Origin of the sequence: Natranaeroarchaeum sulfidigenes, from assembly GCF_017094485.1 — an archaeon.
GTDB classification, from domain to species: domain Archaea; phylum Halobacteriota; class Halobacteria; order Halobacteriales; family Natronoarchaeaceae; genus Natranaeroarchaeum; species Natranaeroarchaeum sulfidigenes.
In genome coordinates, this window is the sequence record NZ_CP064786.1 from 1,861,395 (window position 1) to 1,884,821 (window position 23,427).

The 23,427-nt window shown below is 57.5% G+C and carries 18 protein-coding genes, 2 tRNA genes and 3 rRNA genes; 11 read left to right on the forward strand and 12 right to left on the reverse strand.

Annotated elements, in window-relative coordinates:
- From AArcS_RS09605 to AArcS_RS09620, 4 genes are all read right to left on the reverse strand, one after another.
- Positions 1-2,946, reverse strand: a complete 2,946-nt coding sequence (locus AArcS_RS09605; RefSeq protein WP_238477205.1) for a PKD domain-containing protein — start codon at positions 2,944-2,946, stop codon at positions 1-3.
- Positions 2,947-3,079: 133 nt separating this feature from the next.
- Positions 3,080-3,655 carry a HalX domain-containing protein gene (locus AArcS_RS09610; protein WP_238477206.1) on the reverse strand — a complete coding sequence of 192 codons (576 nt, stop codon included), beginning with the start codon at positions 3,653-3,655 and terminating at the stop codon, positions 3,080-3,082.
- 112 nt (positions 3,656-3,767) lie between these two features.
- A complete protein-coding gene (locus tag AArcS_RS09615) occupies positions 3,768-4,463 on the reverse strand; it encodes a hypothetical protein (RefSeq protein ID WP_238477207.1) in 696 nt (231 codons plus the stop codon).
- A gap of 48 nt (positions 4,464-4,511) precedes the next feature.
- Positions 4,512-6,482 (reverse strand): 3-hydroxyacyl-CoA dehydrogenase/enoyl-CoA hydratase family protein, encoded by a 1,971-nt coding sequence (locus AArcS_RS09620; protein WP_238477208.1) that lies wholly within the window; start codon positions 6,480-6,482, stop codon positions 4,512-4,514.
- A 115-nt stretch (positions 6,483-6,597) separates the two neighbouring features.
- Between AArcS_RS09620 and AArcS_RS09625 the strand changes: the two genes are divergently transcribed.
- Together AArcS_RS09625 and AArcS_RS09630 are read left to right on the forward strand one after the other, a co-directional pair.
- Positions 6,598-7,749 (forward strand): acyl-CoA dehydrogenase family protein, encoded by a 1,152-nt coding sequence (locus AArcS_RS09625; RefSeq protein ID WP_238477209.1) that lies wholly within the window; start codon positions 6,598-6,600, stop codon positions 7,747-7,749.
- A gap of 69 nt (positions 7,750-7,818) precedes the next feature.
- Positions 7,819-8,412, forward strand: coding sequence for a DNA-3-methyladenine glycosylase family protein (locus AArcS_RS09630; protein WP_238477210.1), 594 nt, complete (start codon positions 7,819-7,821; stop codon positions 8,410-8,412).
- Here AArcS_RS09630 and AArcS_RS09635 read toward each other — a convergent pair whose 3' ends face one another.
- Positions 8,413-9,747 (reverse strand): RimK family alpha-L-glutamate ligase, encoded by a 1,335-nt coding sequence (locus tag AArcS_RS09635; protein ID WP_238477211.1) that lies wholly within the window; start codon positions 9,745-9,747, stop codon positions 8,413-8,415. It lies immediately after the preceding gene.
- Between the two features lie 102 nt (positions 9,748-9,849).
- Here AArcS_RS09635 and AArcS_RS09640 point away from each other — a divergent pair, with 102 nt between their 5' ends.
- Together AArcS_RS09640 and AArcS_RS09645 are read left to right on the forward strand one after the other, a co-directional pair.
- Positions 9,850-10,926, forward strand: coding sequence for a succinylglutamate desuccinylase/aspartoacylase family protein (locus AArcS_RS09640; RefSeq protein WP_375139661.1), 1,077 nt, complete (start codon positions 9,850-9,852; stop codon positions 10,924-10,926).
- A 78-nt stretch (positions 10,927-11,004) separates the two neighbouring features.
- On the forward strand, positions 11,005-11,343 hold the full coding sequence (locus tag AArcS_RS09645) for a DUF8112 family protein (RefSeq protein ID WP_238477213.1): 339 nt from the start codon (positions 11,005-11,007) through the stop codon (positions 11,341-11,343).
- Positions 11,344-11,384: 41 nt separating this feature from the next.
- On the opposite strand, the gene rrf is transcribed toward AArcS_RS09645, so the two are convergent.
- The 5 genes from rrf to AArcS_RS09670 all read right to left on the reverse strand — a co-directional run bounded on the left by rrf (position 11,385) and on the right by AArcS_RS09670 (position 16,952).
- Positions 11,385-11,506, reverse strand: a 5S ribosomal RNA gene (gene rrf / locus AArcS_RS09650).
- A gap of 151 nt (positions 11,507-11,657) precedes the next feature.
- Positions 11,658-14,578, reverse strand: a 23S ribosomal RNA gene (locus tag AArcS_RS09655).
- A 236-nt stretch (positions 14,579-14,814) separates the two neighbouring features.
- Positions 14,815-14,886: transfer RNA gene (locus AArcS_RS09660), tRNA-Ala, on the reverse strand.
- Between the two features lie 134 nt (positions 14,887-15,020).
- Positions 15,021-16,491 (reverse strand): 16S ribosomal RNA (locus AArcS_RS09665).
- Together the 16S, 23S and 5S rRNA genes with 1 tRNA gene alongside form the textbook arrangement of a ribosomal RNA operon.
- Before the next feature lie 224 nt (positions 16,492-16,715).
- On the reverse strand, positions 16,716-16,952 hold the full coding sequence (locus tag AArcS_RS09670) for a hypothetical protein (RefSeq protein WP_238477214.1): 237 nt from the start codon (positions 16,950-16,952) through the stop codon (positions 16,716-16,718).
- 147 nt (positions 16,953-17,099) lie between these two features.
- On the opposite strand from AArcS_RS09670, the gene AArcS_RS09675 reads away from it, so the two are divergent.
- The 5 genes from AArcS_RS09675 (at position 17,100) to AArcS_RS09695 (ending at position 21,307) form a co-directional block, all read left to right on the forward strand.
- Positions 17,100-17,684 carry a transcription initiation factor IIB family protein gene (locus AArcS_RS09675; protein ID WP_238477215.1) on the forward strand — a complete coding sequence of 195 codons (585 nt, stop codon included), beginning with the start codon at positions 17,100-17,102 and terminating at the stop codon, positions 17,682-17,684.
- A gap of 142 nt (positions 17,685-17,826) precedes the next feature.
- Complete coding sequence (gene sdhC / locus AArcS_RS09680) at positions 17,827-18,219, forward strand: succinate dehydrogenase, cytochrome b556 subunit (protein ID WP_238477216.1); 393 nt, start codon at positions 17,827-17,829, stop codon at positions 18,217-18,219.
- Positions 18,219-18,590, forward strand: coding sequence for a succinate dehydrogenase hydrophobic membrane anchor subunit (locus AArcS_RS09685; RefSeq protein ID WP_238477217.1), 372 nt, complete (start codon positions 18,219-18,221; stop codon positions 18,588-18,590). Before sdhC ends, AArcS_RS09685 begins: the two co-directional genes overlap by 1 nt.
- Entirely contained in the window at positions 18,587-19,465 is an 879-nt protein-coding gene (locus AArcS_RS09690) for a succinate dehydrogenase/fumarate reductase iron-sulfur subunit (RefSeq protein ID WP_238477218.1), read from the forward strand. The genes AArcS_RS09685 and AArcS_RS09690 overlap by 4 nt, the downstream gene beginning before the upstream one ends.
- Before the next feature lie 3 nt (positions 19,466-19,468).
- Positions 19,469-21,307, forward strand: a complete 1,839-nt coding sequence (locus tag AArcS_RS09695; protein ID WP_238477219.1) for an FAD-binding protein — start codon at positions 19,469-19,471, stop codon at positions 21,305-21,307.
- A 15-nt stretch (positions 21,308-21,322) separates the two neighbouring features.
- Here AArcS_RS09695 and AArcS_RS09700 read toward each other — a convergent pair whose 3' ends face one another.
- Positions 21,323-21,520 carry a XapX domain-containing protein gene (locus AArcS_RS09700; RefSeq protein ID WP_238477220.1) on the reverse strand — a complete coding sequence of 66 codons (198 nt, stop codon included), beginning with the start codon at positions 21,518-21,520 and terminating at the stop codon, positions 21,323-21,325.
- Positions 21,521-21,608: 88 nt separating this feature from the next.
- Between AArcS_RS09700 and AArcS_RS09705 the strand changes: the two genes are divergently transcribed.
- Both AArcS_RS09705 and AArcS_RS09710 read left to right on the forward strand, forming a co-directional pair.
- Positions 21,609-21,713, forward strand: a tRNA-OTHER gene (locus AArcS_RS09705).
- 389 nt (positions 21,714-22,102) lie between these two features.
- Entirely contained in the window at positions 22,103-22,345 is a 243-nt protein-coding gene (locus AArcS_RS09710; RefSeq protein WP_238477221.1) for a TrmB family transcriptional regulator, read from the forward strand.
- Between the two features lie 281 nt (positions 22,346-22,626).
- On the opposite strand, the gene AArcS_RS09715 is transcribed toward AArcS_RS09710, so the two are convergent.
- Positions 22,627-23,427, reverse strand: coding sequence for an HD domain-containing protein (locus tag AArcS_RS09715; protein ID WP_238477222.1), 801 nt, complete (start codon positions 23,425-23,427; stop codon positions 22,627-22,629).

Consider the following 23,427-nt stretch of genomic DNA (forward strand, 5'->3'; position numbering starts at 1 on the left):
TCAACAAACCTCCTCGTATTCAGAGCTACAACCAGGGTCAAGCTCACTTTCTGGGTCAGTAGCGGCCTCAATCAATTCTGACTCTGATCGTAGTCCGGAGACGGAAGCCTCGACCGAGAACTCGTCAATCTTCGAATACCGCATAGTGCGAGCATTGCTCACTGGCAGCTTCTCAGCTATATTACCTGACACCGTAGCGTTAGTCGACTGCACACGCGCTGGATCATCGTAAGACTCCACGGTTTTTGTTTCATAGACGAACTTCGAGAGTTCCCACGTGCTTTCCTCGGTAGTCGACCCCACTCGAATATCGTGGTTCGAGTTTGCCCTGCGATACGCGGATCCAACCTCGTCAGTGCTACCAATCGATTCCCAGCTGGTAGTCGTTTCTTCGATTTCTTGTTCCGCTATGTACTGATCAACCGTCTCTTGAGCCGTGACCGCGAATTTGTACTCCGTTACCGTGGTGGGCGAGGACACCTGTGGTGGATATTTTGTCACCTGACGTGTTTCGCCAGTATAACGGCCTGACGAGTCGCCCATAGACTCCACCCACTCGGTTTCTCGAACCGTCCTGGATGTCGTGTCCGTCCCGCCGTCACTCCAGCTGTTGCGTGTCGAAACAAACCCATCGCGGTCCGATTGCCGATCAAATGTCCGTGTCTCGGTTGAGTAGGTTGTGTCCACCTGTCGTTTTTCTAGTTCAACAGCTTCAGTTTCTGTCGAAGAATCCACCACCTGATATCCGGACCGCTCCAGGGAAACTCGTTCGTTAGGTGAGGTCGCGGTTCGTTCTCTCTCGAATCCATTAACAGTGTATTCGACATCCGTCACATCGACGTTTCTGGGGGTAGGCATGATTCCATCAATCTCTGGAAGTGAGTGTCTCAGGGAGCGGCCATCCGAGCTTGCGGTATTTGAGACTCTCAACCCTGGATGCTCACCGTCCGCAAACGAGTCAATCTCGACCGCTACCTGGCCGGTGTAATATTTTACGGCGTCCTGTCGTGCGACATCATTAGTGTCATTTGCAGAAGGTTCAGGATCAACGACACGCCAGAATTGAACGGATCCCTGACCGTTCTCGATTTTTAGATCCGTATTCAGGTCGTATTCCGGGGCAGCTATTTGATACTCCTCGGTTTGAACATCGAATACGACGTGGTCACCGGATGTGTACGGGCCCTCTGAGACTTCAGACACGTCTTCGATTTCCGGGGCGTAGAAATCATACAGATCGAGTTCGTATGATGTCGAGTAGCCATCCTGATCAGTAGCAACTAACTTCGGTGCATCGTTGAATTCTATACCAATCTCATCAGTATCATGGTACAATCGATCGCGGTCACCTACTCGAAAATTGAGCTCTGAACCATCAGGGTCGAACGAACCACTCGGATCGACACGAAGTTTATATCCTCGGTCATGAGAATCCTGCCCTGGGTCGATAATATTTACGTGGACCTCTGGTGGGCTGTGTTCAACCCGGAAGCTGTCAGTCTGCTCAGTGATAAACGGTGCATCGATTGTGATGAGGGAATTTCCAGGTTCCTCACCAGCCCAGAGAGTGTCGACAACAAGCTGATCATTCACAGCAAAATACTCCGACGACATAGTTTCTAATAACATTACATCGGCATTGTGATCAAGAGATAGTTGTTTTCTCACGTCATCCGGATCCGCCCCATTCAAATCAATCACCAGCTCGTGCTCGGCTGTATATCGGTCCTCGTCGATCCGCTCGTGATACGAATCAACCGGCGTATTTACGAACTCTGCACTGACCAACTCCGGTTGTCCCTGCTGCGTGGAATCGGTCCCCACCTGCTCACGATCATCCATGGCTACTGCACGAATGGGCGTTTCAGAACCATCATCAGGGAGCGTTGCCGAAAACGTCTCCTCGTGCTGTGTCCGGTCGACCCCCTGATCGAGTGTCGTCAAGGCTATCTCATCGTCCCCGATATACACTGACACAGTATCCAGCGATCCAAATTCGTCTGCTGCTACTGCAGTTCCGCTGATGTGGGTTCCGTTGCGCTCGACGTCGAGTTCAATTTCGGGGGCAGGATCAGCGACCACTTCCTCCCCATCAGGGAAAGTTGCACGGTGGGACTCCCCATCGTGCTCGACCGTGGCGTAGAACTCGTGTATGCCCGGCTCCCACTCCACAGTGGTTTCAGTGCCGGTACCAATCACCTCGTCGCCAGCATACCAACGGACCGAATCGACTTCCTCAGGATCGGCTCCAGCAAGCTGATACTCCCCTTCGAGCGGACGCTCACCTGTGACCAACTGATCGCCGTCAACGGAAACCGCCGAGCCGGACTGGGAATCGTTTCGGGCACGAACCGCGAGTTCATCCTCAGTCACCTGACCAGTGTCGTCAGTAACCACGAGTTCGAGTTCGTAATCTCCTGATGAGCGAAACGTCTCGGTCATCTTGAGATCGTCGTCCGCGTCTCCGTCAGGGGTGATGACGTCCCCATCGAGACGCCACTCGACGGAATCAACCGAGGTCTGGGGAGCCTCGACAGTTCCAGTATATGATGCCTGTTCGCCGACTGTAGGTGTCCTATCCCCGGAGATGGTGACATTAAAGGTCGATTCGCTTCCAACCGTGACGTACATCGTGTCCGTATCGGTGTTCCCGTGCTCGTCAGTAACGATTACTTCGACAGCGTATTCTCCCGTCTGTTCGGGAACGAACTCTGTCCGGTCACAGTCCGAACATGTGGGTGCCGAGGTCGCTCCGTCGGGTGTTTCGATCACCCACCTGTACTCCTCGATATCTCCTGCAGGGGCCCAGGAACCGGTCCCATCAAGAAGGACAGTCTGCCCGACTTCGGCTTCTTGATCGAGTCCTGCCTCCGCGAATGGATCGACATCGTCGCCCGAATTACCGGCAGCAATATGGACGATTCCGCCGCACACAATCACGAGCATACAGAGGACGACGACTCCGAGACGCGTATATTTCATTTATTCTTGCAGGATTTAATACCTGCATAGAATAAAAAGGTATGGAATACGCTGAGCAATGGTGAGTACAGAGGAAAAACGATGTCCAGATAGCTAGTCAGTTCTCGCCGGGGAGATCCTGAAACGCGCCAACGAAATCGTTGTGATCGGAAAGATCGGCAACTGTTTCGTCAACACTCCCCCGGAGTTCATCGACCTGTTCACAGAGTTCGGCATATTCCTCGCTTGCTTCGAGTTCACGGTCCGATTTTTCAGTTTCGAGCAGGGACTTTTTCGAGACAAGCGAGTAGTACCGCTGGATATCTGCCTCGTAACTCGAACGAGTCTGGACGCGGTCGACAACATCGATCAATTCGTCCTTGGAGACCGGTTTGACGAGATAGTCATCGAAGCCCATTTCGATAATATCGAAGTCGGGATCGACAGCCGTTACCATGACGACGCGACAATCGGATCCCCGGTCCCGTATCTCGGCGAGGACCTCGTCACCGGATAGACCCGGCATCCGGCGATCGAGAAGAACGATCTTTACCGAGTCTTGCATCTTTTCCAGAGCGCTCTCGCCGTCATACGCCGTTTCGACGTTCCAGTCGGGTTTCAGCCAGGCTGCAAAGAGATCGGCGAGTCGTGATTCGTCGTCTACGACGAGGATGTCAACAGGTTGGTCGGGCATAGTCAATTTTGGTTAGGGGTACGTTCGGTGTTCGTGCACAGTATGGGAATGGCGGTAATGGGTGATAAATGCCGTGGCTGTATGTAGGTTATGATTTATATAAATGAATATATTATTCATCCGTTTCGACGTCACTCTCAACATCGAGGAACGTCCCCACACCATCGTTCTCGATGGTTTCATATGCAGTGATCTCGAGCACTGCGAGAGATCCCACCAGAAGCACCATACCGAAGATCGGGAGCACAGCCATGATGATCAGCACGAGGCCACTGAAGAGATACTGGATCGCGCTGTACCCGGGGGCGTGTTTTGCGACTGCAGCGCCCTCCAGTATAGCGTCGATAATAGTTAGATCATCGGTGGTACGTGACAGAACGTACCCGGTTCGGAACATGAGCAGAACGATTGCCAAGAATGTGTAGAAACCGAACGCAGTACCGACCCAGAAAACGAACGAGTCGCTGGCGATCGCCAGTGTAAAATACACGACTGTAACTGTGAGGCTGAGTATAATGAGCCCCGAAAACAAAAGCCCTCGGCGGAAGTTGGCCCGTATTTCGCTGAGGAACATCCGGGTAAGTTTTCGGTCGGATATCGAATCCATCTCCGTGCGGTGGTGGACCGAGCGAGAGATGGTGATCACCGCCGCAAGGCAGACGGGACCAATCGTTAGAACCGGAAACATGAACAGCGCGCCAAGTAAGCTGACAACTGAGACGATAATGATCTGATCGTAGACCAACCGCCCCCACGGCTTGATCGAGCCAAAGAAGTCGAGAGCAGTCACCGGGTCCTGGGAAGCCATCGAAAACCAGTTTTCACCGATCGTTCAAAGAGCCACCGAAACAGCGATCTATTTTCCTTCGAACTCGGGGTCGCGGTCGCTCATGAATGCAGTGACGCCTTCCATCAGATCGTCAGTTGCCATCAGGTGACCGAAGGCCTGTGCTTCGATTTCGAGACCCGCCTCGGCGTCTTCCCAGCCCTTCTTCATTGCGCGTTTGGTGTAGCGCTGAGCGATCGGCGGCCCGGCAGCGAGATCCGCCGCGAGGTCGTAGGCCGCGTCTCGGAGCTCATCGTTTCCGACGACCTCGTTGACGAAGCCGTAGTCGGCCATCGTCTCCGGGTCGTAGCGCTCGGCCGTGAAAATGATCTCTTTGGCCCGCCCCTCGCCGACGATCTGCTGGAGTCGCTGGGTTCCGCCCCACCCCGGAAGCAGTCCGAGGTTGTGCTCTGGCTGTCCCAGTTGTGACCGTTCGCTCGCGACGCGAAGATCTGCACACGTTGCGAGTTCCATCCCCCCGCCGAGACAGTAGCCGTCGATTCCGGCGACGACAGGGAGATCGCTGTCCTCCAGTTTCCCGAAGGTCTGCTGTCCCTTCCGGGAGAGCTCGACCGCTTCGATCGGATCCGCACCGCTTCCGGCCATACTCTGGACGTCTGCCCCGGCAGAGAACGCCTTCTCACCCGCTCCGACAAGAAGGATTGAACGCACCGCTTCGTCGGCTTCGAGCAGCTCGATTGCCTCGCCGAGTTCGTCGAGCAACTCCCCGCTGATGGTGTTCATCCGGTGGGGCCGATCGAGCGTGATCGTCCCGACGCGATCGTCGGATGTCTCGATACTGATCGTGTCAAACTCGTACGAGTCGTCGTCTTCGTTGCCGCCGTGGAACCCGCCCTGATCGGCGGCCTCGGCGAAGTAGTCCGCGGGTTTGTACCTGGCAGCACCCGTCTCTTCGTACGCGTCTTCGAGTGTCTCAAGCAAGTGGTCGAGACCGACATCGTCAGCGAGCTTTGCCGGGCCATTCGGGAAGCCAGCGCCGAGCATGACCGCCTCATCGATGGCATCGGCCTCGGCGACATCGCCACCGATCAGATTCGCGACTTCGTTCGCCATTACTGCAGTCAGTCGATCGCTGACCGACTCACTGACCTGATCGGACGGGACGTCGGCACCGCCGTTCTCGTAGTCGTAGAATCCCTTCCCGGTCTTCTTGCCGAGCTCTTCGTTCTCGACCTTTTCGGCGAGGAGCGGACAGGGCTCGTAGGCGTCACCGAGCACGTCGTGCATGTATTCGAGGACGTGATAGCTCACGTCGTTGCCGACCTGATCGCCCAGCTCGAAACTCCCCATCGGTAGCCCCATACCGTACTTGGTCGTGCTGTCGACTTCTTCGATCGTCGCCTCGCCCTCATGGACGAGCCAGCAGGCCTCGTTCATCAGCGGGACGAGAATACGATTGACGATGAACCCGGGGCTGTCCCTGTGGACCCGCACGGGCGTCTTGCCGAACTCCTCGGCTAGCTCCTCAATTACATCGAGTGTCGCCTCGTCAGTGTGTTCGCCGGAGATCACTTCGACCAGCTGCATCCGGACCGGTGGGTTGAAAAAGTGCATCCCGCAGAACTGCTCCGGGTGGTCGGTGAACTCGGAGAGGTCGGTAATCGACAGCGAGGACGTATTGGTCGCGAAAATCGCCTGATCTGGGGCGTGCTCGGATACTTCCGCGTAGACGTCCTCTTTGATTTCCATCTTTTCGGGCACTGCTTCGATGATAACGTCCGTGTCGCTTACCGATTCCTCTATGTCGACGAGCGGAGTGACACGGTCAAGCGCGGCGTCGGCGTCCTCCTGACTGATCTGATCTTTTTCCGCGAGTTTGTTCAAACTCCACTCGATATCGTCGTAGCCGCTCTGGACGAACTCCTGGTTGATATCGCGCATTCGAACGTCGTAGCCAGCCAGCGCCGCAACCTCGGCAATTCCATGACCCATGTTACCCGCACCCAGAACTGTGATACTGTTGATATCGTCAGTCTCCATGAACAGAACGTCTACATCCAGTGGGTTTAACGTTTCCCTATAGATATTGATAAACTAGATTTGAGTTCATCTCAGGTTACAAAGATACTTATTGATAACGATAGATGTATCAGCTATGGACTTCGGACTCTCAGACGAACAGCGAGCGATCCGCGAGGAGGTGCGGAAGTTCGCCGAAAACGAGGTCGCACCGGTTGCAAAAGAACACGACGTCGAGGAGACGTTCCCACACGAGGTGATGGACGAAGCCGCGAAGATGGGACTGACCGGCGCACATATTCCGGTCGAGTACGGCGGGGCCGCCTACACGCCACTCGAAATGTCGATCATCACCGAAGAGTTGTTCGCCGTCGATCCGGGGATCGGACTCTGTATCACGAGCGCCGCGTTCGGGGCCGACTCAATCATGGAGTACGGGACAGAAGACCAGAAAGAACGCTATCTCGAACCGATCGCACAGGGTGAGGCGATCATGGGCGCCGCGATCAGCGAACCTGATACCGGCTCTGACGTTTCCAGTGTCTCGACGCGAGCGGAAAAGGACGGCGACGACTGGGTGATCAACGGCAACAAGATGTGGATCACCAACGGTACCGTCGGAGACTACTTCGTCGTGATGTGCAAGACTGACGACGTCGACGACCGCTACTCCGGGTTCTCACAGATTCTCGTCGAGTCCGACCGCGACGGCTTCGAGGCAGACAAGATCACCGGAAAACTGGGTATTCGCTCGTCCGACACGGCCGAGTTGATCCTCGATGACGTGCGCGTACCCGAAGAGAACCTCATCGGAACTCGTGGAGCCGGCTTCCTGCAACTGATGCAGTTCTTCGACGAGACTCGAACCATGGTCGCAGCACAGGGCGTCGGTATCGCCAAGGGCGCCTGCGAGCGGGCCCTGGAGTACGCACAGGACCGCGAGCAGTTCGGCAAGTCCATCAGCGAGTTCCAGGCGATCCAGCACAAACTCGCCGATATGCACACGAAGACCGAAGCCGCACGCCAGCTCACGTACAAATCCGCCTGGAGTGTCACCAACGAGGACGACGACCTGACCGCGCTGGCGTCGATGGCAAAGGAGTACTCCTCACGGGTCGCGGTCGACGTCGCCGACGAAGCAGTTCAGATCCACGGCGGCGCAGGCTTTGTCAACGATTTCGACGTCGAACGACTCTACCGTGACGCCAAGATCACACAGATCTACGAGGGCACCTCGGAGATTCAGAAGAACATTATCGCGCGCGAGCTGCTCGGCAAAGGGTTCTGAAGCGGCCACCTCCCCGGTTTCCGGTCGCTTTGTCGTGAGGCCTATACTCGACGAACGACCAGGATGAGTATGGGGGACCCACTGGAGACACTGCGAGACGACCCAGTAATGGCTCGTCTGATCGACGAACACGGCCCGGTCGAGATAAGCCCTGCCGATCACGAGTACCAGCGTCTCGCCGTCTCGATCATCAACCAGCAGCTCTCGACCGCCTCCGCAAACGCCGTGCAAGAGCGTGTCTTCGAACTGTTCGACGAACCGATCACGCCGAATGCGATGCTCACCGTCGAGGAGAATGCGCTACGCGAGGCAGGAGTAAGTCGACAGAAAGTAGAGTACTTGCGCAACACTGCTGAGGCGTTCCGCCGTAAGGACTACACTCGATCCGGACTCAAGGAAGACTCCGATGAAACTGTCGTCGAGCGGCTCACCGAAATCCGAGGGGTCGGTAAGTGGACCGCCCGGATGTACCTCATCTTCGTGCTCGGGCGGAAAGACGTCCTTCCGCTCGGAGACCTCGCGATCCGCAACGGGATCGATGCGCTGTACGGCGACGGGACGGGGAGTATGACTCGTGAAGAGATGCGTGCGGTTGCGGACCGCTGGCGACCCTACCGAAGCTATGGGACAGAATACGTATGGCGAGCCTACGAATCCGACTGATTACTCCTCGAGTTCGACCTCGTCGTCTTCCGCATCCGCACGCCGCGCAACGTCGACGTGATAGTGTTCGAGAATATCCCGACCCAGTAGGAGGGGATACTCCATATGACTGCGGTCCTCCACGTTCGCCGCGACGGTATGGCGACGGCCGCCGACCCCGACGACGATATCGACGATCGGTCTGACTTTCGAGCGCTTCGAGCTTCCAGATTTTACCCGCATCTTGCTCTTGATCGGGCCCGCCCCGATCTCCGCGGCGAGGCTCGTGTCGATACTCGTTCGGGTCGCACCCGTGTCCGACTTCGCGTAGACGGTCTTCGAGTCGCTCGTGCCGCTGACCAGCACTTCCTCGGTGTAGCCGATTGGCACGATCTCCTGTTCGCTCGTGTGGGACGGCTGTGGTCTGGCGGCGGGGACCGAATCGTCGAGTGTGCGCGCAATCGACTTGACGAGGTCATCGTCGATAGTCCCTCCTGCCCGCTCGATCGCCAGTTTCGCGATGTACGGGGCTGGGCTGGTTCCAGTTGCCTCGAAGAACCCTTTGAATCCCGCCGTCGGATTCACTTCCAGTACGTACCACCCATCCTCACCTTCGATCAGGTCCACCCCCGCGTAATCCAGACCGATGGCGTCAGTCGCATCCCGGACGATGTCACGAATCTCGTCGGTCAGTTGCTCCGTTGCGTCCCTGACATCGCCGCCGAGCGAGACGTTCGTCCGCCAGTCACCATCGGGGGCGTACCGGTGCATCGCACCGATGAGATCATCGCCGACGACGTACACACGCAGATCCCGGTGTTTCTCGCCGTCCCGCTCGATCAGATCCTGCAGGAACGCGTACCGGTTGCCGACCATCGCGTTGACCGCCTCATCAGGGCCCACTTTCCACGTCCCGCCCCCGTGGGTGCCGATCGACGTCTTGTACACGGCCTCCGAACCGAACTCCTCCCGTCGTCGTGTGAGTGTATCACTCCCCAGTGCCAGTAACGCATCAGGTACTGGAACGCCAGCATCAGCGAGCGTCGTCGCAGCAGCGAACTTGTGCATCGCCGTCATCGTCGCCTCCGGCGTGTTCAGCATCGGTCGAGTTCCCTCGAAGACGTTCGCAATACCAAGCTCCTCGCAGGGCTGTGGAGTGTTCGAGAGCAACAGCCGGTTCGTGACAACGTCGACATCCGGTTCGATCGACACTGCACCCCCGTCGATACTGACAGATGTGTTCTCCGCCCGCAGCCACTCGGTGCCGTACCCCAGATCGTCCACTGCGTTGAGAATTGCCTTCGTCTCCTTGCTGTTGTGGAGACTCAATACGCCGACAGTTAGATCATCGTTCATGCCACAGAGTACGGAAGCCGCGTAAAAACGTTATCCGGTATCACTCCGTCGACGGAATCCGGGGGCGCCGTTTATATTCCTGTACGGACTGGTATGGGCATGATCACTGACGACGGAACAGTACTCGAGCGGTTCGCCGATGCCGCCGAGGAAGCTGGCGACCCGTTCGTCTATCCCGACGGGCGCGTCAAACCCGGAGAGCGAGCCTATCTGTACCACGAGGTTAGCCAGACGTATCTCGGCGATCCCGTCAACATTCCCGTGACGGTTATCAATGGTCCAGCTGCTGGCCCAACGGTCTTTCTCACTGCGGCCGCTCACGGCGACGAGCTCAACGGTATCGCGGTCGTCCGTGAAGTCGCTCACGACTGGGATCACTCAAAGCTCAACGGCACACTCGTCTGCCTTCCCGTCCTCAACGTTCCCGGCTTCCTCGCGCAACAGCGATATCTCCCGATATACGACCGAGATCTCAACCGGTCGTTTCCCGGAAGCCGTACGGGAAGCGGCGGTCGACGCATCGCCGCACGGATCTTCGATCACTTTATCGAGCCCTGTGACCTCGGCCTCGACTTCCATACCTCCACGCGAGGCCGAACCAACATGCTCCACGCCCGCGCTGACATGACTGACGAAGATGTCGCACGACTTGCTCGCGCGTTCAGCACGAACGTTATCCTCGACTCAGAAGGGCCAGGCGGCACACTCCGGCGCGAAGCGAGTGAAGCCGGCGTGCCGACGATCACAGTGGAGATGGGGGAAGCCCACCGGTTCCAGCGCCCCCTGATCGACCGCGCTCTGAACGGTGTCGTCAGCGTACTCGCGGAATACGGTCTCTCCGAAGAGAGTACGGTCCACTGGCCCGGCTGGCGAACAGTCATCAGCGAGGACAGCGAGAAGACCTGGCTCCGGGCCGATGTGGGCGGTATCGTCGATATGGAACACGACCGAGGTGCGCTTGTCTACGAAGGCGATCGAGTCTGCACTATCTCGAATCCGTTCAAAACCAACACCGAAACGGTCGAAGCACCATTTACTGGCATTCTCGTCGGGGTCCTCGAAAACCCTGTCGTGTATCCCGGTAATCCCCTCTGTCACCTCGTTGAGCTAGACGCCGACACGCTCCGTGCAGTCGAACGCCAGCAGCAGTACGATCCCACCCGGGAATCCTTCCTGTAGTTCCACACCTTTTCAACCGATTACGGGGCAACGCCGGGTCATGGTTGCACCGCCACATACCACATCAAGGGGCCTGCGATGATCCCGACGATTGCGCCGCTCTCACAGGTTATTGACGGGGTCCGTGTTGCAGAAGGGACGACAACAACCTGTGACAACTGTCAGCAACAGCTCGAAGAAGGCCATCCGGTACGCAGTCGGATCGAGCAGCAGTCGCTGGTCGAAGAGTGGACGCCCTGTCGGTTGCACTGTGAACGCTGTGGGTATCAGGAGTCACTAAATACACCCGGAACCGCGCTCGTTGCGGGACGACTCGGAACCGTTCGTGATACACAGACACAATCGTCGTGGCTTGTACTCCTCGAACCGGAGCCGATAACCGTCTATCCGTACTGGCTCTCGCCCGGTTCGAAATGAAAAACGCCTCCATGCTCGATGCATGGAGGCGCGATATGACTGACAGGCGGCGATCCGGTGTTCCCAGAGGGTCTCCCACTCCAGTACTTGCCGTAACGCGGGCAGGCTTATCTTCCGTGTTCGGGATGGGTACGGGAGTTGCCCTGCCGCTCTGGCCGCCTTAATCCCAACCTGTGGACTCGAACCACAGTTCCAACAACCTGCGTTGGTCGGTGACCACTCTTGTGTACGTGCGATCCAGTTTACGCCTGGACCAGTTCACACAGCGCGAATACGCTCTGTTCGTGGACCAGTGCAGATGAACACTCGTTATGAGTGATTGGCTTGGTTTGTTAGTGCTCGCGGACTCAACGTCTCGTTGCCTCGACGCTAACATCCCGAGTCTATCGAACTCCTCTTCTACGAGTAACCTCAGGAGTACCTCGTATCCAGGTGGGTTTCGAGCTTAGATGCGTTCAGCTCTTACCCCGTGGTGCGTAGCTGCCCGGCACGTGCCCTTGCGGACAACCGGTACACCAGTGGCACCCAAGCACAGTTCCTCTCGTACTATATGCTCGTTCCCGTCAGGTACTCAAACACCCCCAATAGATAGCAGCCGACCTGTCTCACGACGGTCTAAACCCAGCTCACGACCTCCTTTAATAGGCGAACAACCTCACCCTTGCCCGCTTCTGCACGGGCAGGATGGAGGGAACCGACATCGAGGTAGCAAGCCACCCGGTCGATATGTGCTCTTGCGGGTGACGACTCTGTTATCCCTAGGGTAGCTTTTCTGTCATCAATCTGGCCCATTGAGGACCATGATTGGTTCGCTAGACCCCGCTTTCGCGTCAGCGTCCATCGTTAGGCTGGACACTGTCAGACTATCTTGTGCTCTTGCACTCTGCGCCGGATTTCTGACCCGGCTGAGATAATCATGGGGCGCGCTCGATCTTCTCTCAAGCGCGTACCGCCCCAGTCAAACTGCCCGGCTACCGGTGTCCTCCGCCAGGAGTGAGAGTCACAGTCACTAGTGGGTAGTATTTCACGTGTGCCTCGGTGGCCCGCTAGCGCGGGTACCTGTGTAACGGCTCCTACCTATCCTGCACACTAGCGACCGTGTCTCAGCGACAGCCTGCAGTAAAGCTCCATAGGGTCTTCGCTTCCCCTTGGGGGGCTCCAGACTCCGCACTGGAATGTACAGTTCACCGGGCCCAACGTTGGGACAGTGACGCTCTCGTTCATCCATTCGTGCAAGCCGCTACTGAAGCGGCAAGGTACTACGCTACCTTAAGAGGGTCATAGTTACCCCCGCCGTTAACGGGTCCTTCGTCCCATTGTACTGGGTGTTCAGATACCCGCACTGGGCAGGATTCAGTGACTGTACGAGTCCTTGCGGATTTGCAGTCACCTGTGTTGTTACTAGACAGTCGGAGCGTCCGAGACACTGCGACCTGCTCCATAGAGAGCAGGCATCCCTTCTTGCGAACGTACGGGACTAACTTGCCGAATTCCCTAACGTCGGTTGCTCCCGACAGGCCTTGGCTTTCGCCGCCATGGATACCTGTGTCGGTTCTCGGTACGGACACCATACTCGGATTTTCACGGGTTCCAGGTTGACCCAGCTTGCGGCATCCCGCCGTTCGTCCGCTTCGTGCCATTACGGCTTCCACGGAGTTAGACGGTTACACTGGGCGCGAGCCCAGCCTGGGCGACCCCGAAACGTCTCCTTTGAGTGTATGGTGGCACGGAAATATTAATCCGTTACCCTGCTTCGATCTCCGCGAGTTACGAGAGATCTTAGGACCGGCTAACCCTCGGCTGATCAGCATTGCCGAGGAACCCTTATCCATTAGGCCGTCGGGGGTCTAACCCGACTATCGCTGCTACTATGGCCAGAATTGTCGTCACCAGTCGGTCCACACGAGTTCTCACCCGTGCTTCCACCCAACTGGAGCGCCAACCTACTCGATCACCCTGTCAGGGGTGCGGCCAGGTCTCGGTCGTGGATTTGAGCCCCGATCATTTTGGGCGCCCCGAACCTCGGCCGGTAAGCTGTTACGCTTTTCTTAGAGGGTAGCTGCTTCTAAGCTCACCTCCCGGCTGTCTGGGGCTCGGGACCACCTTCGATCGCACTTAATCCACAGTTTGGGACCTTAACCCGGCGCTGGGTTGTCTCCCTTACGGTACGCAGGCTTACCCCGCGCACCGGATTCCACGCGTCAACAGCGTTCGTAGGTTCGGAGTTTGACAGATGAGCCGACTCCTCTCGGAGGCGGGGTCATCAATCGGTTGCTCTACCCCACGAACTACCTCGGCGCAGGTCATGCTTCGACATGTTTCGGTTGGAACCAGCTGTTGCCGGACTCGATGGGCCTTTCACCCCTATACGTGGGTCACGAGAGGGTATTGTAAAACACCAACTCTAGCAGGCCTCCACATGGCTTTCGCCATGCTTCACCTTGCCCACGCATAGATCGTCCGGATTCGGGTCGTGTCCGAATGGCTCCCCGCGCTTGAACACGGTGGCCCTCGTCGTAAGACTGCGGCCGTATTGGTTTCCCTGTGCCTTCCCCGATGCTCGGGTTAGACTCGCCATTCAGACACACTCTCTGGCTCGTTTTTCAAAACGCACGACGGAACACCGGCTTCCCATGATTCCTACTGTATCCTCGCGGATACCTCGTTTTTCATGGGACCTTCTGTGCCCCGTCGCTCAGTGGCTGACTGAGTTCAAGCCCTATTTCACCATCCGTTATGGAATACTTTTCAGTGTTCGCTCACGCTACTTGTTCGCTATCGGTCTCGAGGAGTGTTTAGTCTTCTCAGTCGATGCCTGAGATATTCACAAGGGATATCCAACCCCTGTTACTCTGGAGCTGACGCGTTCTGTACTGGTCTACGGTACGGGGTTGTCACCCTGTTTCACGCTCCATTCCAGGAGACTTCTCGTAGACGGTCCAGAAGTGAGAGTCAGTCCGAACACCACATTGCCCGTGAGGGCTTCGGTTTGGACTGTGTCGCGTTCACTCGCGGTTACTAACGATATCGCGGATTGCTTTCTGTTCCTGCCGATACTGAGATGTTTCAGTTCTCGGCGTTCCCCATTGCGCAAAGCAATTGCAAAGAGGATTCCTATTCGGAAACCCCGAGTTCTTCGCCTCCGTGCGGCTCCCTCGGGCTTTTCGCAGCTTGGCACGTCCGTCGTCGGCTCTCGAGCCGAGCTATTCACCAGTCAGCGTTGTAGCCACGCAAATAATTCGTGTGTCGTCTGTGTTGGACCACGTCAGAGCAGACTCGCTGTCTGCGGAACTGGTCCAGTGGACGTCTGGATCGCACGTACACATGGTTTCCTCACATTCGGGGTGGTCTAGCCGAATGTTCAACCCTTCCCATCCGCGCTTGCACGGGATGGTGCATCAGTTTCGTCGTACTCCAATCGAGCGCCCATTGCCGTATAAGGGCAACGGTTCTCGATTCGAGCACGAGCCATGGACCCACAGGGATTCGAACCCTGGGCATCCTCCTTGCAAAGGAGGCACTCTACCACTGAGCTATGGGCCCACTCCCCTTCCGGGGAGATGGTGTATAGTGTTAGCTCTGGTAGTTCGTTAGCGTCCGGACGCTCGTGGTGGCGTCGCCGGCATGCGGACTATGAATATGTAGGTGGGTCGGGGCGTCGCCCCGATCCCGGTCAGTGGAGGTGATCCAGCCGCAGATTCCCCTACGGCTACCTTGTTACGACTTAAGCCCCCTTGCGGAGCCCAGATTCGACCGCCGAAAGCGGCCTCATCCGGACCCCACTCGGGTGCTTTGACGGGCGGTGTGTGCAAGGAGCAGGGACGTATTCACCGCCGCCTTCTGAGCGGCGATTACTACCGAATCCAGCTTCATGAGGGCGAGTTTCAGCCCTCAATCCGAACTACGATCGAGTTTCGGAGATTAGCGTCCCCTTTCGGGGTTGCATCCCACTGTCTCGACCATTGTAGCCCGCGTGTCGCCCAGCACATTCGGGGCATACTGACCTACCGTTGCCCGTTCCTTCCTCCGTGTTAGCCACGGCAGTCTCCCTAATGTACCCACCTGGCGCGAGCCAGTGCTGGCAATTAAGGATGCGGGTCTCGCTCGTTGCCTGACTTAACAGGACGCCTCACGGTACGAGCTGACGGCGGCCATGCACCTCCTCTCAACAGGTCTGATAAGCTCATCACACTGATCGTCACTCCTGTTGTCGATGCTGGTGAGATGTCCGGCGTTGAGTCCAATTAAACCGCAGGCTCCTCCGGTTGTAGTGCTCCCCCGCCAATTCCTTTAAGTTTCATCCTTGCGGACGTACTTCCCAGGCGGCCCGTTTATCGTCTTCACTGCGGCACAGCACAGGCTCGTAGCCTGTGCCACACCTAACGGGCATCGTTTACGGCCAAGACTACCCGGGTATCTAATCCGGTTCGTGACCTTGGCTTTCGTCCCTCACCGTCGGATCTGTCCTCTCGAGGCGCTTTCGCCACCGGTGGTCCGACCAGGATTATAGGATTTCACTCCTACCCCGGTCGTACCCCTCGAGCCGTCCAGTCCCAAGCCAGGCAGGTTTCACCGGCCGCCTACGCGTTGAGCACGTAGATTTCCCGATAAACTTACCTGGCGGGCTACGGACGCTTTAGGCCCAATAATCGCGGCCATCACTTGAGCTGCCGGTATTACCGCGGCGGCTGGCACCGGTCTTGCCCAGCTCTTGTTCCACCACCTCCCTACGGTGGTGAAAAGCGAGGACTATATGCCCTCGCACTGGGGATCCCCTTATCGCACTGTCGTGCAGTGTAAAGGTTTCGCGCCTGCTGCGCCCCGTAGGGCCCGGTATCTTGTCTCAGATACCGTCTCCGGGCTCTTGCTCTCACAACCCGTACCGATTACTGGCACGGTGGGCCGTTACCCCACCGTCTACCTAATCGGCCGCAGCCACAGCCTCTGGCGCCGGAGCGTTTGCGGTTCCGTGCAGTTCCAGCAGCGGAACGGTATCGAGTATTAGCCTCAGTTTCCCGAGAGTATGCTCGTCCAGAGGGTAGTTTGGCCACGTGTTACTGAGCTTTCCGCCACGAGTCTGAACTCGTGCGACTAGCATGGCTAAATCGGATCCCCATAGCAATGGCCTCCGGCAGGATCAACCGGAATGTGCCTCCCTGGTGGGAGGCGGTTAGGCGGGATGCCATCCCAGAGGGATGGCGTCACCATTCGTTCCCGTAGTGGGAACGAGATCGCGTTTGTAACATTGCATGAGTCCGTAATCCGGCGACGACCAGGCACGAGCGCCCGGATGTCGCCGAACTACCAGAGCTAACATCAGATTCCATCGTGTACGGCGGACCGCAGGGGTGGAATCCTCATCTCTTTCGGACCTAAACAAACGAGAGTTGGGCATATAACCCCTTCGGATCGGAGCCGTCCGATCCAATCTCGTTCGTTTCGACCCGTGGTGTCGGCGGCGAGCCGCCGACGACCGTTCGGATCAAAACGAAGTCGAGTGGGACATATAAACCCATCGTCTCGGATTCACCGAGACCGACTCGTTTGTCAGGTCTGAGATCACGGGACGGATCGAACGTCCCGCGACCACGTCGTATCGTTCTTCGCATTACGTTCGGATGGCACGGGGATATAAAAGAGCGTCGTCTCGCGAGTACATTGAGAAAGGACAACGAACTACGTGGCAAGGAAAATTGGCACAAAGTACATGGGAGATCCGACGAGAATGTAGGGTATTCAGGAGACGACCGGCAGAGATGGACATCGAAGCTTTACATGAACGTGGACGCGAGCGGATCGGAGAGTTCGGAGCGACGCTTGACGTACGTGACGCCGTCGTAGAAACTGCAGGAGCTATCTTCACCAGAGTGTATACAGAAGAGACACAGCAGGGACGCTCACTGACCACGGTCGCGGCTGCAGCGCTGTACGTCGCGTGCAAACAGGAAGGTGCGCCCGTGACATCGAGCGCAATCGCGGACGCAGCGGATATCGAACACTCACATCTGCTACGACGGTCGAAGTGGGTGCAGACGGAGATCGGAACACCAGTCGATACGTTCAACCCGAAACCGTTCGTCGACGAGTACGCCAATACTCTCGGACTGAGCGACGAGACGCGTGAACTCGCACGAAACGTCGTCACTGTGGCGACTGAGGAGGGTGTTGCGTCTGGAAAGTCTCCGTCCGGATTTGCGGCGGCTGCCATCTACTATGCCGCAAAACTTCGAGACGAAACCTGTACCCAGGACGATGTTCACGAGGCATCTGGTGTCAGCAAGATCACCATCAGAAACCGATATCAGGAGCAGGCGGAAGTCGTCGGTGACGTAACTCGATAGTTTGTTGTTAACGCGTGCGCGCGGACAAGGACGCCCGTGATCACGCACATTGAGACACACATGAGAAATCCGTGATGAGTCACAGAACGTACCGTCGTTAGTAACTTCTATACCACCGCGGTTCAAGGTTCAATACGAGAGTATGAGTCAGTCTTACAATCGCGGGCTCGTCGAGGACTTCGGGCGGTGGCGGGAGTTCTCGGCCGGAATGTGGGCCTGGATTTTCCACAAATTTACCGGATGGGTACTGATCGGGTACCTGTTCACCCACATCGCGGTCCTGAGCACGGCAATCGAAGGTGAAGCGACGTATAATGCGACAATTCAGGGGCTAGAGGGGCTGTTGATGATCCGAATCCTCGAGGTCGGGCTGCTCGCCGTCGCGGTCTTTCACATCCTCAACGGCATCCGACTGCTGCTCGTCGACCTCGGCATCGGACTGGAGTCACAGGACAAGAGCTTCTATGCGTCCCTGTTCGTGACGGCACTGATCGTCGTCGCGAGCGTTCCGACGTTCCTCGGAGGTGGACTCTGATGGCGGAGCGATACTCCTCGTTCGCCCCCGGAGGGACATCCTGGCTCCTGCAGCGAGTTACGGCCGTGTTCCTGATCGGCGTGCTCTCTTTCCACTTCTTCCAACTACACTTCGTAACACACGCGTACGAAATCGAATTTGCGGGAACACAGGCACGGATGCAGAATCCGGCGTACTACACGACAATGGTGTTGTTCCTGATCGCTGGGGCGTTCCACGGGATCAACGGCGTCTACAACGCACTGGTCAATCAGGGTATCGAGGGGACGAAGCGAACGGCCCTCAAGTGGGGGCTGACTCTCGCAGGTATCGTACTGGTCGTGCAGGGAATCCGCGTTGCAAACGCAATGGCAGGTGTTTCGATCGTATGAGCACACAGAAAGCGAAAGTCGAGACCGAAGAGCAGGCCGAAACAGAGGAGAAACCGTCGGCCGAACGGAGACTGGAAAAGAAACGCGCGAAAGCAAAAGAGCGCGCTGAAAAGGTAAAAGCCGACGAGAAGGCCGACTTCGAGGAGAACGCCGTCCAGATCAAGGTGTTTCGGTACGATCCCGAAGTCGCCGCAAAGCAAGAGCCGCGCTTTGACGACTTCCACGTCCCCTACGAGAAGGGGATGACGGTGCTTGACGCGGTGATCTATGCACGTGATCACTACGACTCGTCGCTGACTTTCCGGCACTCCTGTCGACAGGCCGTCTGTGGCTCGGACGCCTTCTTCATTAATGGCCGACAACAGTTGGCCTGCAAGACACAGCTCGGCGACTTGGAGGAGCCGGTCCGGATCGAGCCTCTACCCCATCAGGATGTCGTGAAGGATCTAGTCGTCGACATGGATCACTTCTACGACCAGATGCACGCCGTCGAGCCGTACTTCCAGAGCGAGGATACGCCCGATTCGAGCGAACTGGAAGAACAGCGCCAGACCAGAGAGAACCGGGAGAAAATCAAGATGTCCTCACGGTGTATCTGGTGTGCCGCGTGTATGTCCTCGTGTAACATCGCGGCAGGCGACAACGACTACCTCGGCCCGGCAGCCATCAACAAGGCCTACAAGTTCGCGATGGACGACCGGGAAGAAGAGGAGCTCAAACAGCACCGACTCAACATCCTCGAACAGGAACACGGTGTCTGGCGCTGTCAGACCCAGTTCTCCTGTACCGAGGTGTGTCCGAAAGATATCCCGCTGACCGAGCACATTCAGGAGCTCAAGCGGGAAGCTGTCAAAAACAACCTGAAGTTCTGGTAAACAATGTACGAACACGACGTAATCGTGGTCGGCGCGGGAGGCGCGGGCCTTCGCGCGGCGATCGCCGCACAGAACGCTGGCGCAGACACGGCCATCGTGACGAAACTCCACCCGGTCCGGAGCCATACCGGTGCGGCAGAAGGAGGAATCAACGCCGCGCTCCGTGAGGGTGACGACTGGGAGCTACACGCCTACGACACGATGAAGGGGTCGGACTATCTCGGCGACGCCCCAGCAATCGAGACGCTGGCACAGGACGCCCCCGAGGACGTCATCAAGCTCGAACACTGGGGAATGCCCTTCTCTCGTGAGGAGGACGGTACAGTCTCCCAGCGACCGTTCGGTGGGCTCTCGTTCCCGCGCACGACGTACGCGGGCGCGGAAACAGGACACCACCTGCTACACACGATGTACGAGCAGGTCGTCAAGCACGGCGTGCAAGTGTACGACGAGTGGTTCGTCGCGGATCTTGCGATCTCCGGTGAGGAGGACCCGGAGGACCGGACCTGTCACGGCGTCGTCGGGTACGACGTCCAGTCCGGCGAGATTGCCGGGTTCAAAGCGAACGACGGCGTGATTCTTGCGACTGGTGGTCCCGGACAGGTGTTCGATCATACCACGAATGCGGTCTCCTGTACGGGCGATGGGCAGGCGATGGCCTACCGTGCTGGCGTCCCGATGGAGGACATGGAATTCGTCCAGTTCCACCCGACAACGCTCCCGTCCACAGGAGTGTTGATCTCCGAAGGAGTCCGCGGAGAGGGTGGAATCCTCTACAACGCCGACGGGGAGCGATTCATGTTCGAGCGTGGCTACGCGAACAACGAGGGGGAACTCGCATCGCGGGACGTCGTGTCCCGCGCCGAGTTGACAGAAATAAACGAGGGGCGTGGTATCAACGACGAGTACGTGCATCTCGATATGCGCCACCTTGGGGAGGAACGAATCAACGATCGACTTGAAAACATCCTCCACCTCGCGGAGGACTTCGAGGGCGTCGACGGGATGAAAGAGCCGATGCCGGTCAAGCCCGGGCAGCACTATGCAATGGGCGGGATCGAGACCGACGAGAACGGCGAAACGTGTATCGAGGGCCTCTACGCGGCAGGCGAATGTGCCTGTGCGTCGGTTCACGGCGCGAACCGCCTCGGTGGGAACGCGCTGCCGGAGCTAATCGTGTTCGGCAAACGCGCCGGGAAGCATGCTGCCGGAGCGGACCTTGGCGAGGCAGAGATCCCAACCGGGCGAACGGACGACGCGGAGGACGGTGAGGTCGATACCCCGGTCGAACCGGGTGCGATCGATCCAGCGGATGGCAGTGCGGTCGCCGACGGCGGCACCGGAACGATCGCCGATCCCGACACGATTGTCGAGACGGCTGTCGAACGACAGCGTGATCGTGTGGAGTATCTGCTCGAAAAAGACGATGGAATCCAGCACGCCGAGATCCGCGAACGGCTTCAGAAGGCGATGACGGAGAACGTCAACGTCTTCCGGAACGAGGAGGGACTACGGACCGCACTCCGCGAGATTCGAAAGGCGCGTGAGGACTATCAGGATGTCTACGTTGACGATCCTTCGCGGACGTTCAACACCGATCTCCAGCAGACGATCGAGACGCGTAACCTCATTGATCTCGCCGAAACGATTACGCTCGGTGCACTCGCACGTGACGAGTTCCGCGGTGCGCACTGGCGACAGGAACATCAGGAGCGCAAAGACGACAAGTGGCTCAAGCACACGCTGATTTCGTGGGAAGACGGATCGCCAGACATCTGGTACAAACCGGTGCTTCTGGAGGGCGAAAACAAGACGTACGAGCCGAAAGAGCGTAGTTACTGATCGGTTCCCTTTTTATTATTCGAGACCGAGTGCGGCGAGTAGATCGAAGCCGATACCGAGCCACTGGATCAGTTTGTACCCCGCGTAGATTCCGACGATACCCATCAGGCCGGGAAGTTCCGGCGGGGCGGGGATCGGAATCTGGAGGTAGCTAAATAGTGCGCCCGCGAGGAGTCCGGTAAGCATCGCAAGCGCTGTCAGTGTAACGTTCATTTGTCCCTACTTCGAGGGGGAGCAGACAAAACAGTTACCCGACCATCGGAGCGAGATTTATAAGTCGGCGTAGCATAGCTGAGTGTGAGGAAGGGTAGCTCAGTGGTAGAGCGCCACCGTCCGGTGAGGGGTTTCCCTTGCCGACGCGGTGAATACTCAAAGGCTTCGCGTGGTTCAAATCCCGCCCCTTCCGCTTTTGCGACGAGTAGACACGAGGAGCAAAGCGTACACTGAGGGATTTGAGCAGATCAGTCGCGCGCAGCGAAGCGAGCACGTCTGAGCGAGTTCAAATCCCGCCCCTTCCGCGATCGTACCCTCGGCAAAAACGGAGACCACAACGGGCCAGAACGAGATACCGCTCCGGGAATCGGAGCCCTGAATGGAGCAGATCTGTGCTAATAGGTGACAGAATACATACTCGACAGGAGTCGAAAGAACCTGCCTGAGATCTGTGATAACGGCTTCAAATGTCGAGGATCGTCCTCACAGATCACGCTGTGAGCCCAGTAATCCGGAGAGGGAACCGGGTTCGACAATCGTTGTAGAGTGGTTTTATTATTGTCGAAGGGTAACCGGTGAGTGATGACAGTCACGTCCCGGAGTGCGGAAGCGGAGGTCGAACCGCTTCCCGAGGAATTAGAGTCTGCACAGGCGAAGCTCGTGTATCTCTGCCTGCGACAGTTCGAGAACGGTGCGACGGTCGATCAGATCCAATCACAGGTCGGCATTACCAAGCTCGCGCTGCACAGCCTGTTGCGGTCACTCTCCGGCAAGGGATATGTTCGATGCGAGGACGGATGTTACTACCCTGTGCGAAGCGACTGAGTGCCCCTTTTCTGGACGCAAACGTATACCGGTCGCAGAATCGGTCAGCGATTGGAGAACCGATAGCCTCGGGAAGGGCAACCATCCCGAAAAGGTGTAACAGGACGAGTTTGGACCACTGGCCGTACGGTTCCCTCCGGTGAGTGGTCAGACCGCCACAAGTTGTTCACGGAACGCAACCAGCAGCAGACCAGAAATCATGGCGGAAACGCCGATCCGCCAGGGATCCTCAATTCTTGACGTGAATCCGACCACGAACCATCGGCGTCAGAACTCACGGCTCAGAGTTCGATCCGTTCGACCAGCCTGTCTTCGTCTTCGCGGGCGTTGATAGCGACGATTCGAATGTGGTCTTCAAGCCGAGAGTTTTTTAGTTTCCGTTTGAGCAGGTTATCTACTTGGTAGACGCCAGCGGCATTGGTCATCCTGATCTCCACGAGGACGGACCGCTCCTCACCGGGTCGGAGCGAGACGGTGTCGATCGCCCGACTGGAGATCGTATTGATTCCGCGCCCACCATCCTCGTACGGAACGCGTGAGCGCCCCCGTTCCATATCAAGCGCGTCGGCGACGCGAATCACGCCAGCCTCGGTCGTCAGTGGCGTCTCGGAGCTGTGATGACAGAGGATGGCGTGAAGTACTTCGCCTTTGATCCGGATGGCGTCTGACAGGTCGTAGAACTCGTCGAGGAGACGATCGAGGATATCCGCGGCCAGCGGGAGCGAGTAGTATGCGTGATCGTCGCGATGGATGACGTGACCGATATCGTGAAGCGTTGCAGCGAGAGCGATAATCACCGGTTCGTCGGCTTCGTCGAGGCCTTGCTGTCGGGCGCCGTTGAATTCGACACCAGCGGATTTCAGGAGATCGTAAAGACAAAGCGCGCGATGCTGGACGATCTCGATGTGTTTCGCTCCATGATCGTTGTACCGCATTCGATCGACGGGATTGACGTTTTGGGCCTCGAGATAGGTCTGTATCTCCGTATCCTGGTGGATTCGTTCGAGGACATCGTTGACTCGCTCGTCGGGGAAGGCATGATCGTCCGCGGGCGAGTACACGCGATGGTCGGAGTCGGACAT

Bases quoted from the DNA above. Each gene is read 5' to 3' on its own strand.
- AArcS_RS09625 (WP_238477209.1), top strand. From the start codon at position 6,598: ATGGACTTCGGACTCTCAGACGAACAGCGAGCGATCCGCGAGGAGGTG.
- sdhC (WP_238477216.1), top strand. From the start codon at position 17,827: ATGAGTCAGTCTTACAATCGCGGGCTCGTCGAGGACTTCGGGCGGTGG.
- AArcS_RS09630 (WP_238477210.1), top strand. From the start codon at position 7,819: ATGGGGGACCCACTGGAGACACTGCGAGACGACCCAGTAATGGCTCGT.
- AArcS_RS09645 (WP_238477213.1), top strand. From the start codon at position 11,005: ATGATCCCGACGATTGCGCCGCTCTCACAGGTTATTGACGGGGTCCGT.
- AArcS_RS09685 (WP_238477217.1), top strand. From the start codon at position 18,219: ATGGCGGAGCGATACTCCTCGTTCGCCCCCGGAGGGACATCCTGGCTC.
- AArcS_RS09615 (WP_238477207.1), bottom strand. From the start codon at position 4,463: ATGGCTTCCCAGGACCCGGTGACTGCTCTCGACTTCTTTGGCTCGATC.
- AArcS_RS09605 (WP_238477205.1), bottom strand. From the start codon at position 2,946: ATGCTCGTGATTGTGTGCGGCGGAATCGTCCATATTGCTGCCGGTAAT.
- AArcS_RS09675 (WP_238477215.1), top strand. From the start codon at position 17,100: ATGGACATCGAAGCTTTACATGAACGTGGACGCGAGCGGATCGGAGAG.
- AArcS_RS09710 (WP_238477221.1), top strand. From the start codon at position 22,103: ATGACAGTCACGTCCCGGAGTGCGGAAGCGGAGGTCGAACCGCTTCCC.
- AArcS_RS09620 (WP_238477208.1), bottom strand. From the start codon at position 6,482: ATGGAGACTGACGATATCAACAGTATCACAGTTCTGGGTGCGGGTAAC.
- AArcS_RS09670 (WP_238477214.1), bottom strand. From the start codon at position 16,952: ATGCGAAGAACGATACGACGTGGTCGCGGGACGTTCGATCCGTCCCGT.
- AArcS_RS09635 (WP_238477211.1), bottom strand. From the start codon at position 9,747: ATGAACGATGATCTAACTGTCGGCGTATTGAGTCTCCACAACAGCAAG.
- AArcS_RS09610 (WP_238477206.1), bottom strand. From the start codon at position 3,655: ATGCCCGACCAACCTGTTGACATCCTCGTCGTAGACGACGAATCACGA.
- AArcS_RS09690 (WP_238477218.1), top strand. From the start codon at position 18,587: ATGAGCACACAGAAAGCGAAAGTCGAGACCGAAGAGCAGGCCGAAACA.
- AArcS_RS09695 (WP_238477219.1), top strand. From the start codon at position 19,469: ATGTACGAACACGACGTAATCGTGGTCGGCGCGGGAGGCGCGGGCCTT.
- AArcS_RS09715 (WP_238477222.1), bottom strand. From the start codon at position 23,427: ATGTCCGACTCCGACCATCGCGTGTACTCGCCCGCGGACGATCATGCC.
- AArcS_RS09700 (WP_238477220.1), bottom strand. From the start codon at position 21,520: ATGAACGTTACACTGACAGCGCTTGCGATGCTTACCGGACTCCTCGCG.